Annotated in this window: 14 protein-coding genes; 8 read left to right on the top strand and 6 right to left on the bottom strand. The window is 34.8% G+C overall.

Annotated elements, in window-relative coordinates:
- Window positions 1-450 precede the first annotated feature (450 nt).
- Window positions 451-960 (top strand): GNAT family N-acetyltransferase, encoded by a 510-nt coding sequence (locus ACY65O_RS00230; protein ID WP_462218833.1) that lies wholly within the window; start codon window positions 451-453, stop codon window positions 958-960.
- A 304-nt stretch (window positions 961-1,264) separates the two neighbouring features.
- Here ACY65O_RS00230 and ACY65O_RS00225 read toward each other — a convergent pair whose 3' ends face one another.
- Entirely contained in the window at window positions 1,265-1,411 is a 147-nt protein-coding gene (locus ACY65O_RS00225) for a hypothetical protein (protein ID WP_462218832.1), read from the bottom strand.
- Window positions 1,412-1,422: 11 nt separating this feature from the next.
- Window positions 1,423-2,085 carry a dioxygenase family protein gene (locus tag ACY65O_RS00220; RefSeq protein ID WP_462218831.1) on the bottom strand — a complete coding sequence of 221 codons (663 nt, stop codon included), beginning with the start codon at window positions 2,083-2,085 and terminating at the stop codon, window positions 1,423-1,425.
- A gap of 167 nt (window positions 2,086-2,252) precedes the next feature.
- On the opposite strand from ACY65O_RS00220, the gene ACY65O_RS00215 reads away from it, so the two are divergent.
- From ACY65O_RS00215 to ACY65O_RS00205, 3 genes are all read left to right on the top strand, one after another.
- A complete protein-coding gene (locus ACY65O_RS00215) occupies window positions 2,253-3,278 on the top strand; it encodes a sensor histidine kinase (RefSeq protein WP_462218830.1) in 1,026 nt (341 codons plus the stop codon).
- 111 nt (window positions 3,279-3,389) lie between these two features.
- The gene (locus ACY65O_RS00210) at window positions 3,390-4,115 is read left to right on the top strand and encodes a LytR/AlgR family response regulator transcription factor (protein WP_462218829.1); all 726 of its coding nucleotides are present in this window, start codon (window positions 3,390-3,392) and stop codon (window positions 4,113-4,115) included.
- Between the two features lie 27 nt (window positions 4,116-4,142).
- Complete coding sequence (locus ACY65O_RS00205; protein WP_462218828.1) at window positions 4,143-4,271, top strand: hypothetical protein; 129 nt, start codon at window positions 4,143-4,145, stop codon at window positions 4,269-4,271.
- 4 nt (window positions 4,272-4,275) lie between these two features.
- On the opposite strand, the gene ACY65O_RS00200 is transcribed toward ACY65O_RS00205, so the two are convergent.
- The gene (locus ACY65O_RS00200) at window positions 4,276-5,106 is read right to left on the bottom strand and encodes a sulfite exporter TauE/SafE family protein (RefSeq protein WP_462218827.1); all 831 of its coding nucleotides are present in this window, start codon (window positions 5,104-5,106) and stop codon (window positions 4,276-4,278) included.
- Window positions 5,107-5,124: 18 nt separating this feature from the next.
- Here ACY65O_RS00200 and ACY65O_RS00195 point away from each other — a divergent pair, with 18 nt between their 5' ends.
- Complete coding sequence (locus tag ACY65O_RS00195; protein ID WP_462218826.1) at window positions 5,125-5,916, top strand: NIPSNAP family protein; 792 nt, start codon at window positions 5,125-5,127, stop codon at window positions 5,914-5,916.
- A gap of 3 nt (window positions 5,917-5,919) precedes the next feature.
- On the opposite strand, the gene ACY65O_RS00190 is transcribed toward ACY65O_RS00195, so the two are convergent.
- Window positions 5,920-6,414, bottom strand: coding sequence for a gluconokinase (locus tag ACY65O_RS00190; RefSeq protein ID WP_462218825.1), 495 nt, complete (start codon window positions 6,412-6,414; stop codon window positions 5,920-5,922).
- Window positions 6,415-6,518: 104 nt separating this feature from the next.
- Between ACY65O_RS00190 and ACY65O_RS00185 the strand changes: the two genes are divergently transcribed.
- The 3 genes from ACY65O_RS00185 (at window position 6,519) to ACY65O_RS00175 (ending at window position 8,863) form a co-directional block, all read left to right on the top strand.
- Window positions 6,519-7,283, top strand: a complete 765-nt coding sequence (locus ACY65O_RS00185; RefSeq protein WP_462218824.1) for an SDR family NAD(P)-dependent oxidoreductase — start codon at window positions 6,519-6,521, stop codon at window positions 7,281-7,283.
- 223 nt (window positions 7,284-7,506) lie between these two features.
- Window positions 7,507-7,956, top strand: a complete 450-nt coding sequence (locus ACY65O_RS00180) for a cold-shock protein (protein WP_462218823.1) — start codon at window positions 7,507-7,509, stop codon at window positions 7,954-7,956.
- A 355-nt stretch (window positions 7,957-8,311) separates the two neighbouring features.
- Window positions 8,312-8,863, top strand: a complete 552-nt coding sequence (locus tag ACY65O_RS00175) for a DinB family protein (RefSeq protein ID WP_462218822.1) — start codon at window positions 8,312-8,314, stop codon at window positions 8,861-8,863.
- A gap of 153 nt (window positions 8,864-9,016) precedes the next feature.
- On the opposite strand, the gene ACY65O_RS00170 is transcribed toward ACY65O_RS00175, so the two are convergent.
- Entirely contained in the window at window positions 9,017-9,556 is a 540-nt protein-coding gene (locus tag ACY65O_RS00170) for a GNAT family N-acetyltransferase (protein WP_462218821.1), read from the bottom strand.
- A 107-nt stretch (window positions 9,557-9,663) separates the two neighbouring features.
- Complete coding sequence (locus ACY65O_RS00165; RefSeq protein ID WP_462218820.1) at window positions 9,664-11,967, bottom strand: T9SS type A sorting domain-containing protein; 2,304 nt, start codon at window positions 11,965-11,967, stop codon at window positions 9,664-9,666.
- Window positions 11,968-12,081 lie beyond the last annotated feature (114 nt).

Raw genomic sequence — 12,081 nt, 5'->3', positions numbered from 1 at the left:
CTGTATTTATATGATATCGAATTTTAAATAAGATTACTTTTCGTAATCACCACATCAGGTAAGTTATGTTGAGAGGAAAATTGGGGTTATTAAAAGTTGTTTATCTGGGGAAGGAAAAAATCATATACAAAGTATAGCGTTTTATTTTAAAATCAAAATTTTTTTTTAGGTTCGGCTATGCCGTACAGATTTACAAAAATAATTTGTTGCTTTAACCTTTAGAGCTACCACTTTGATAGATATAATTGTTTATAAAAGAGGACAATATATTTTAGAGTAGTCTTTTTTGCAGGTGCTAATTTTTAGATAAACCCCTCCGTGCTAAAAAATAATTTTCAGGGCAAGCTGTATAATAGCCCTGTTTGCAAAGGGGCGGCTTATATTTTTTTACTGCGAAAGTTTAAAAGCTGCGACATTTGTACTCTTAAATACGCCGAACTAATAACTAACATGAAAATAGAAAACTGCACCACAACAGATATTGATGAAATATTCCGCCTATACGCAATAGCATCAGCCTATCAAAAAGAAAAACAAACCGTAGTGGTGTGGCCCAATTTTGAAAAGGAACTTGTAGAAACAGAAATTGTTGAAAACAGGCAATGGAAATTAATTATTGATGACGAAATTGCCTGCGTTTGGGCTACTACTTTTAGTGATGAACAAATTTGGGAAAAACGAAATGCCGATGCTGCGATTTACATTCACCGTATTGCAACCAATCCCAATTTCAGGGGTAAAAATTTTGTATTACTGATTACAACCTGGGCTAAAGAATATGCAAAACTTAATGGCAAAAAATTTGTGCGGTTAGATACACTCGGCAACAATACAAAATTAATAGCGCATTATACCAATGCAGGTTTTAATTTTTTGGGTATGTTTAACTTAAAAAATACGCAGGGGCTGCCCGATCACTATCATAATATGCCAGCATGTTTGTTTGAAATACAATTGTAAAAAAATATTTTAGCAGTCCCCTTCTTTCGAATATATCTATAAAAAAACAGCGCAAAAAGCAAACATGAAATACAAAAAATTATGGCTATAATAATTTAAAATAACAGCATTTCATGTTGGCTTACTATAATTTTTTCTAAAGACCAAACATCGTTACTATAAATAAATTCAGTTTGCCCGGCAATATCCGGCCCACCATATTTTCCTCCCGTCATAAATATTTTGTTGTTATAAATGCAGGCTGCTATTCCACCTCTTGGACTCCATGGTGCCCTTTCTGCTTTCCATTGTTTTCCATTATCACTTACCGTGTTCGTTCAACTGATAAATTAGAAAAGTTTAATTCTGTTGGTTCCACAATGCCCAACACATTTGCTTTTGAGTGGCCATGGCAAGCATTTAAAATATAAATAACTGCAATGGAGGCAAAAAATAACGTGGACTTTTTCATAAACTATATTTTTATTTTTTTGGATAATCTTTTACATTCAATCCCAGAATAATATTTCTTTCAGCATGCAGCACCCCATTAACAAACACCGTTTTTAAAACACCATTACCTCCAACCGGATTTATTTTATTTTTCTCCGCATCAGGCAATAAAGGATCGTCGTTAAAAAGAAATTCATCAATCCAGTATTCGCTAATGCCAGGTTCTTTTATTGTGGGGTGAATATGTTTTGGATTATTACTGTTGGGATAAGATGCCGGAACTAAGGTATAAAATTTATAAAAACCTGTTTTATCAGTTTTTATCCAGCCACGTATATAACCATGCCGCTTAGCCCAACCTTGTTCATTACCTTTTTTTGAGTAAAGCCCTTTTTGATCGGTGTGATAAATATATAGCACCACATCCGCTGCAGGAGTTTTGCCATCTGGCTTAAAAATAATACCGCTGATCTCTATCTTTGTACCAGCCTCATTAAAATCGGGCAAAGTATCAATATTATTTAATTGCTTAAAACTAACCGGCGATTCATAAACTGCTTCGCAGCCTTCGCAGTTTCCGCCTGCTTTTATATCTGCTGCATTTTTTTTATTACTGCCTACTGTCGGATTTTGTCCGCAACCGTTGAGTGCTGCTGCAACTGATAAAATGGTAAAAAGAAATAAATGTTTCATCACTTTTAATTTATATTCAAATTTCAACCTAAAAAAAACAGGTTACAAATGGATTACATAAAGGGAATAAAACACTTGACGAAGCGAAAAAATGCCTGTTGTAAAGTAAAACCTGCAGTTAGTGTAAATGGATTTTCCAAATAGATTTTGTAAATTTATTTTACACTATGCACAACGCTCCGTTTTTTTTACGCTATAAATTGCACCACCTGCTGATATGGATGCTGGTTTTTGGCTTGTGGTACATGCTGCGGTACGAAGATTATTCTACCCGGGAAAGGGCTTTTAAGATTACTGTACTAAAAGTGGCTGATCTTGCCCTGCTTATTTATATTACTAATTACCTGCTTATTCCACAACTTCTTTACAAAAAAAAATATTTACTTTTTGGGTTGATATTTATTGTAATAATTATCGGCAGCAGCATCATTAAAATGTACCTGATAGGCAAAATACTCAACAACGACCAGTTACTTAATTTTGGCGCCAATTTAAAAGTGCGGCTTTACGACAATGTTATTCCACATTTTTTTTTAGTTACTGCCGGTGCTGCAATAAAACTGGTAGTTGACCAGATTAGGTTGCAGAAAAAAATGATCGACATGGCAAAAGAAAAAGCTGAAGCTGAATTAAGTTTTCTTAAATCGCAGATTAATCCACATTTTCTTTTTAACTCAATTAACTCCGTTTATTTTTTAATTGATAAAAATAATGCTGATGCCAGGCAGGCATTGCATAAATTTTCGGATATGTTGCGTTACCAGCTTTACGAGGCCAATGGAGAAAAAATACTTGTAGAAAAAGAAATTGATTACCTTAAAGATTATGTTGACCTGCAGAAATTACGCAAAGATGAAAATTACCTGGTGGAATTTAATTGTGCTCCCGAAGTAAAAGGTTTTTTTATTGAGCCCCTACTGCTGATCCCTTTTGTGGAGAATGCGTTTAAACATATTTCGCATAAAACAAACCAGGCCAATTTTGTAAAAGTGCATTTAAGCAGGCATAACGGATTGTTTGAATTTGCTGTAGAAAATTCTAAAGAAAACGGTATTAAACTAACAGAAAAACATGGTGGTATTGGCCTTACTAATGTAAAGCGAAGGCTGCAGTTACTTTACCCAAACCAGCACGAGCTGGTAATTGAAAATAAGGATGACATTTATAAAATTAATTTCAAACTTAAAATTTAAAAACATGCTTACCGGATTACTGCTGCGTAAAAAGAAACAGTTTAAAACCTTTTGGGTATTGTTTACTGCTGTTGCATTATTATTCGCAGGCATTTTAAAAGTATTATAACAATGATCAACTGTATTATTATAGATGATGAGCCCCTTGCCCGAAAAGGTTTAAAGGAATATATTGCCGATATAGATTTTCTTAATCTTACAGGCGAATTTGATAACGCTTTAAAGGCTACAGAGCAGCTCAGCAGTGGAAAAGTGCAATTGCTTTTTTTAGACATACAAATGCCTAAAATTACTGGCCTCGATTTTTTTAAAAAGTTGCATCATCCGCCTCCGGTAATATTTACAACTGCTTATCCGCAATTTGCCTTAGATGGATTTGAATTAAATGCACTCGATTACTTAGTAAAACCCATTTCGTTTGACCGCTTTTTAAAAGCTGCTATACGTGCCAAAGAGTTTTATGAGGTAAGGCAGATAAATATGGATGAACCAAAACAAGGCGACCAGGCACCTGATTATTTTTTTATTAAAGCAGAAAATAAATTAGTAAAAATCTTTTTTGATGAAATTTTATTTGCCGAAGCACTACAGAATTATGTAGTTATTCATACCAAAGAAAAAAAACACATTACATATCTTACTTTTAAAGCGGTGGAAGAATACCTGCCCGTCATACAATTTATTAAAACGCACAAATCGTATATTATTGCAGTTTCAAAAATTGAAAATATTGATGGCAATATTATCCAAACAGGGAATCACCAAATACCGGTAAGCCGCAATTTTAAAGATGAAGTGATGGAAAAATTGCTGAAAGGGAAATTTTTAAAAAGATAGCTTTTGAGTTAACACCAAATTATTTTTATGAAATTAAAAACCATTCTTATTCTTATTGTAATACTAATTTTTGCAGCATTAGTTGGCGCAAACGTTTATGATTGGTATAAACAGGATAATTTTAAAGCAGAACATAATAAAGAGAAAATAATATAAACCCTCACTTCTTTAAAAAAATAACAATTGCCCCGGCAAGCGTTAAGGCCAGTATTACTTTTCTGTAACCATCGTCTTTTATTTTAGCAACAATTTTTAAGCCTGCAAAAAAACCAATTAATAATGCAGGTAATAAAAACAGATCCATTTGTAAAGATGATGCAGTTATATTTTTCCAGTAAAAAATTTGAAAGGGCAATTTAAAAAGATTGATCACTAAAAATACCCAGGCCGCTGTACCAATAAAATCGTTCTTGGGCATGCGCATGGCTAAAAAATAAATATTGGAAAATGCACCGGCAAGGTTACCCAGCATAGTGGTAAAGCCTGAAGCCAAACCTAACCCTGATGCAAAAAAAATATTATGCGGCACTACAGGTGTTTTCCTAATTTCTAAATACAGCATAATAATTACGGTAAGTACAATTATTACTGCCATTATTTTTCTAAATAATATTTCATCCAAATCTTTACCCACATACACACCAATTAAAATACCGGCAACCATCCAGGGCAAAAGTTTCCAAAAGTGTGGCCATTTTGCATGGCGGTGATAATACATTACCGCCAAAATATCTGCAACGCATAAAAGCGGCAGCACAATTCCGGTGGAGGCTTTACCACCAAATACAATAGCCATAATGGTTACGTTCATCATATCAATACCCTTTAACCCGGCTTTTGACAGGCCAATGATAAAAGCTCCCAGTAAAATCAATACCCAGTTAGTTAAAGAATAAGAAGAAAGTATTTCCATAATTTTTATAAGGTTGCAAACCTTTGCAAAAAACAAAAGATCGATATATAAATATTTTCCATTAATTTGTCGCTGCAATTTAAAAGTTAAATCATCATGAAATCATTTTTTGCCAAATTCATTTTATTCGCCATTTGCTTTTTTTCTATTTGCTCATTTGCTTATAGTGGTAATAAACCTAAAAAAGAGATTTACCAGCTAACGGTTTATCAATATACCACTCCAGCACAGGAAACTGTTTTAAATAATTATCTCAAAAATGCTTTGCTGCCTGCATTGCATAAAATGAACTATAAAAATATTGGTGTATTTAAGGCATTAGCCAATGATACTGCTGCAGTAAAAATGCTTTATGTGTACATGCCCATAAAAAATTTAGAAGATCAACAGGCTATTGCAGAAAAATTAAGTAAGGATGCCACATATCAAACAGCCGGTACCGAATATATTAACGCAGTTTATACCAATGCTGCTTACACAAGAATGGAAGTTATTTTATTAAAAGCTTTTCCCCTGGCACCACAAATGCAGTTACCCAAACTTACTTCCCCTAAAAATGAAAGAGTGTATGAACTACGCAGTTACGAAAGTGCTTCAGAAAAAATATTTGCCAATAAAGTGCATATGTTTAACGAAGGCGGAGAAGTGGAATTATTTAAAAACTTAAATTTTAATGCCATCTTTTATGCTGAAGTAATTGCCGGCAGCCACATGCCCAACTTAATGTACATGACCAGTTTTGAAAATAAAACCGACAGAGATGCTCACTGGAAAAGTTTTGTAGATTCTCCTGTCTGGAAAAAATTATCGTCAATGCCGGAGTACCAGCACAATGTATCGCATATTGATATTATGTTTTTACAACCGCTGGAGTATTCTGATTTTTAAAAATTATTTTTCATATAGCCTGTCAATAATTAATTGCACAATTGTTTCCGGTTCATTTTCTATATTTATACTAACTGTGTTGGCTGATATTTCTAAATTACTAAACTGCGATTGTAAAAGTGTTGCCGGCATATAATGCCCATGCCTGTTTTGTAAGCGTTGAAATATAATTTGATAACTGCCCTTCAAAAATATCCACACTGGTTTTGCAATACCATTGTTAAGAACAATCCTGTATTTTTCTTTAAGTGCTGAGCAGGCAATAATAGCGCCATTTAGTTGCTGCTGTTCAAAAGCAAATTCATTAATTTTTTGTAACCAGTCACTCCTGTCTTCATCATTTAACGGCTCGCCGGCTTTCATTTTTTCTACATTAGCTGCCGAATGAAAATCATCCCCATCAAAAAAAGGGATAGCAATTTTTTGAGATAATAATTTCCCAATAGTAGTTTTGCCGCAACCGGAAACCCCCATGATGTAAATAATGTTGTTTATCATACTATATCAAATTTATCATTTTAAATAAACTTATTGTTATTTGTGCTAAACATTTTCAGCAGATGATGGTTATGTTATAAATTTATTTTTAAAGATCATCAGCTATGACGGCACCAATAAAAATTGCAGTAGTAACCGGCGGCAGCCGTGGCCTGGGAAAAGATATGGCCATCAGTATTGCAAAAAAAGGAATAGATGTTATCATCATTTACCGTAGTAAAGAAACTGAAGCGCTGGAAGTGGTGAAACAAATTGAAAGCATGGGGCAAAAAGCCATTGCACTGCATCTGGATATGAGCTTATTTTCTTCCCTTGATACTTTTGTAAACACTGTTAAAGAAACATTGAAAATTAAATGGAACACCACATCCTTCGATTTTTTAATTAATAATGCCGGCATGGGTGCTACTGTACCTTTTATGGATGTAACTGAAGAATTATTTACCGATTTTCTAAATGTACATTTTAAAGGCATTTATTTTTTAACGCAAAAATGTGTGCCCATTTTAAATACTGGCGGTAGAATAATAAATATCTCCACCGGCACTACCCGTTTCTCCAATCCCGGTTATTCAGTTTATGCCTCAATGAAAGGCGCTATAGAAGTTTTTACAAAATATCTTGCTAAAGAATTAGGTGCAAAAGGTATTGGCGCCAATGTGGTAGCACCCGGGCCTGTGGAAACCGATTTTAATAACGGTTTTATAAGAAGTAATCCGCAGGTAAAAGCCATGATGGGAACTTTATCGCCGCTGGGCCGTGTGGGTGCTGCTGATGATATTGTCAGCGTAGTGGCTTTTCTTTGTACCGAAGATGCCAAATGGATTAACGGGCAACGGATTGAAGTGAGTGGTGGAATTAATACATGATGTGTAACCGTTTTAAATGTGTTATTCAACCTTTTTTAAAGTAGGGGATTGAATTTTAAGCACATTTTATACAATTAAGCAGTGCAGATGGCGTAAAGATTACAATACCACGCTAATTATCTTTATCTTTGCAAAAATCTGCCGAAATATTTCCCCCTTTTTCTACAGATCATCCTCTCAAATCTCATCGTTTAACAATATTAATTATTAAATAAAAACAATTATGGCGGAAACCTGGAATAAAAAAGAAAGAGAAAAGAAAAAAATGCAAAGTAAGAGAGAGAAAAAAGAAAGGATGCAGGAGCGTAAAGAAAATCCTAAGGTAAAAAGTATGGATGATATGATGGCCTACATTGATGAGAATGGAAACATATCGGCCACCCCTCCCGATCCTAAAAAAATGAGAAAGATCAAACTGGAAGATATTGAAATTGGTGTACCAAGACAGGGAGAAATGGATGCTGCTGATTTAATAAGAACAGGTACAGTTACATTTTTTAACGGCGAAAAAGGATATGGATTTATTAAAGATCAGGAAACTAAAGAAAGTGTTTTTGTACACATCAATTCTCTGAAAGATCCTGTGCAGGAAAACAGTAAAGTAATTTTTGAAGTGGAGATGGGACCAAAAGGTGCCAATGCGGTAAATGTAAGGTTAGCACCTGCAACTTAAATTTTATTAATCAGCAGAAAAGATTTTGTATTTGCTGATGTTTGTATAAAATATTTTCAGTTATACTTATTACGTAGAGAGGTTGATTAGTTTATGCTATCAGCCTTTTTTGTTTTTACAATTTTCCAGATATCAATCCATAATGTGCCATGGCAAACACTATTCAGGCAGCGATTACTTAAAATGATTTGGCTTAGCCTGAATACGTCTCTTACAAAAAAGCACATAAATCATTATATAGATAAGAATAAGTTTACTGTACCTTGGTTATTATAAAGTTTGTTGTAAGAAATTAAGAAAGGAATACTTTGACCTTTATTCTTTTTTTATTAATTTGTTAAGCTAAAACTTTTTTATGAAAAAAATAATTATAAGAGCATCGCTCTTTTTAACCTGTTTTACGTTTGCTGCTTTAGTAAAAGCACAATCTATAAGTGCCGAAGATACTAAAGCACAAATGGTAAAAGACTGGGAAAGGGCAAAGGCTTATACGGTTGATTACCTCAATAAAATGCCAGCCGATAAATATTCTTTTAAAGCAGTGGACAGCATCCGGAGTTTTGCACAACAAATGCTGCACCTTGCACAGGGAAATTTATTCTTAATGTCTAATGCATCGGATATGCCAACACCATCTTTTATGCAGGCCGATTTGGAGCACAGCGCCAGCGCACAAAAAAAAGATTCTGTTATGTATTATGTAACTGCCAGCTACGACTATTGCACTAATGCAGTAAAAAATAGTGATGTAAATAAATGGGGCGAAAAAAAGAAACTGTTTGGCATGGAAGCAACAAGAATGGCATTGATGATGAAAACTTTTGAGCACCAAACACATCACCGTGGGCAGACTGCTATTTACATTCGTTTGCAGGGTATAAAACCGCCGGATGAAAGATTGTTTTAATAATTTCTTTTAAAAAATGGGGCTGTTTCAAAAGCAAACAAATCTGTCACATTGAGTTTATCGAAATGGTTACAGATTTGTTTGTCAGCGATTGTAATATTTCGATAAACTCAATATGACAATCGCTGGTACTTTTGATACAGCCCCATTTTTTTATGCAGCAGTAATTATTTTTTCCAGCACCATAAACTCTAGCGGTTGCAAGTGCCTGCCGGTTAAATCATCTTCTATAAATGGTTTTCTTTTGCCGGTATCATTATAGCCGTAGCGGTTGTACCAATCAATTAATTCTGTTCTTGCGCTAATCACCGTCATATAAATTACAGTACATTGCAAATGCATTGCATATTCTTCTGCAATTTTTAATAATTGTTTGCCAATACCTGCGCCTTGTAAATTTGGCGATACACTTAGCATACCAAGGTAAACTTTATTATCATGCTGTTGCAGGTTTACACAACCAATAATTTCTTCCTGCTCATTCACATATTTTAAAACAACACTGTTGGGCTGTGCCATTATATTTTGCAGATCGTTTTCATCTGTACGCACATTACCTGCAATAAGATGAGCTTCGGTTGTCCAGCCCTGTTTTGAACTTTCGCCACGGTAAGCACTGTTGAGCAAGGCAACAATGCTTGCGGCATCTGCCACAGTTGCAATAGTTATTCTTTTATTGGAAAATGTGAACATGCTATAAAAATTAAATTGTTTCAGTCGATTTTTTATATAAAGAGTTAAATTAAAAACAAAAAAAATCTGCCTTTCCAGAGGCAGATTTAAAATTAAAAAATATACAGTTAGTTTTTAATTATTTTTTGATTGTCAATAATAATTCCATTCATTAATAATTGAACAAAATATAAACCATTGGTAAATTTACTTATCTCCTGCAGCTGAATATTATTGTATCCTTTGCTTATGAAAGATTGCTTTGCTAAAACTATTTGACCAGAAGCATTGATAAGTCTGATTTCAGCAGTACCTTTTTCAGTAGCTGTAAAACGTATATATAAATTTTCTGTAAATGGATTAGGCGAAACCTGCATTACAATATCCTTTGAAGCCTGTAACCTGACAGCGATAACTTTGCTGTAGCTTATTTTGCCATCAATATCAAATTGCTTTAAACGGTAATACACTATAACTTTTTCCTGTAATTCAGGCGTATTATCTTCATACAAATAGTCTTTTTCTGTACCATTAATTGTTGTACCATCTAACGCAAGGCCTATAGTGATAAAAGTGGTGTTATCAAAAGACCGCTCTATTTCAAAATGGCTGTTATTTACTTCCTGAGCTGTTTTCCATTTTAATAAAACAGTTTTATTTGCAACCACTGCATCAAAAGATAGATATTTAACCGGTAGTGCTGCAGCTGCAATTATATTTGTTACCGCATAATCTTTACAGCCATTTCTCACTTCAGTTAATTCTAAAGTATAGCTTCCTTCTAGTGTTGTCTGAGGATTTTTAATATTAGCAGTATAGCTATTGGGGCCTGTCCATTTCCAAATTAACCCTGCAGAATTTCCAAATGGTGTACTGTAATTGCTTGCAGCAACATTACCCCCAATTAAAGTAACTGTGGATAGTAAATTTGTTGGGTCCAGCATACCGGTAACTGATGCCGAAGCTACAGGCTTATAATAATCGGCAATCACTGTTGCACTGTCAGTGTTTGTTGGGCAGCCTGCAACTATAGCCGCAGTTAAAAAATATTTTCCAGTCTTATCCACAGTTATTGTAGTTGCATTCGGATCTGAAATGATATTACCATTTGAAGTTGACCATTGATAAGAAGCTCCACTAACAATCATAGAAGGGGATAATGTTGTTGTGGTAACATTACATTTTAAAGCGCTGGGAGCAGCAATTTGTGCAGGAGCCTGCGGGGCATCCAAAAATTCGTAAGGACCAGTAAAATCCTGCAATGCTGACTCAAATGTTGAAGAAGACCTGGTTTTAGCCATCACTCTTGTAAAAGGAGGTGTGCATGGATCCATCCCTACTGATAAGGCAGGATCAATACCTAAACTGGTTAAATCAATAGCCACTTCTCCAAAATCATACGCTGCATAATTGATTGAATAATAATTATTAGGAGAACCTCCTAATGCTTTGGAATTGGTTCCCCAAAGTGGTGCGTTAGTATTGCTGGTAGATGCTGAACCCCATGATTGAAATCCACTTGCTGCAAGTGCTGCTATTTTTGCATACCCATATACAGATCCATGAAAATTGTTTGGCACAAAACTGAATTTTGCAGGGCTTACCGTGTTATAAGCAGTTTGCGAAACCCAAATATATACAGATATCTCCTGTACCCCTGCTGTGCTATAGGTAAAAGAAACTGACATATCACCTATTTCTTTTACAGTTCCATTAGCATTAAAATTCCAGGCACTATGGCCACCAGTTATTCCTGGCCCTGAATTACTAAATATACCGGTTGACTGGTTATAGTCAATTCTTGTACGAAACAATTCAAAATCTACATACCTGTTACCTGTATTACCTACTGTGCTAACTCCCATAGCTAATATTAATGCGCTGGGATTTGTATTATTAATAATAGTTCCGTTACGGCGCATGTGTATATAAGTATCTATAATATCTGCTTTGTCCGAAACTGCACCACCGGTTGGTGATGTGGTCCAACTAGCTGGGTTATCGCCGTTTTTTGCACCGGATGTATAAGTTGTTAAATCAGTTTGTCCCGGGAGAGAAGAAAACCCAAACTTATCCCTTGCATAACGGGCATCTAATAAAAGATAACCATTTTGGGTGGAGTACCTGTTAAAAGCCATTCCACGGGTGAATGCAATGTTTTGCCCTGCGGCTATTTGGGTAGCATAGGGCAAAGTTCCGCTGGTATCAATTACACCTGTACCAACGTTAGCACCGGAGCCTATTTTTTTAAACCAGTCAAAACTGCCCTGAGGTGAATTACCTGAAATGTTTTGAGATTGACCCGAGATAGCGTCTCCGTCTATACCAAAGGCTGCTGGTAAACCAGGACTAAATTGAGCAAAAATTGTGATTGGAAATGTTGAGACAGTAAATAAGAGTACAAATAATACGAATGTAAAATTCCTTTTCATTTTCTTAGTGGTTTGAGATTAAAATTGAAAGTTTAGAATAACCGAGGTAATCAATCATTTCTAACTTCCGTGTAAAAGTAATATTACTTACGTATTAAGCAAGTTTTTGGATTC

This window comes from Ferruginibacter sp. (assembly GCF_031430955.1).
Lineage (GTDB): Bacteria > Bacteroidota > Bacteroidia > Chitinophagales > Chitinophagaceae > Ferruginibacter.
The sequence above is the reverse complement of the archived record's forward strand: the minus strand, read 5'-3'. Positions and strand labels throughout refer to the sequence as shown.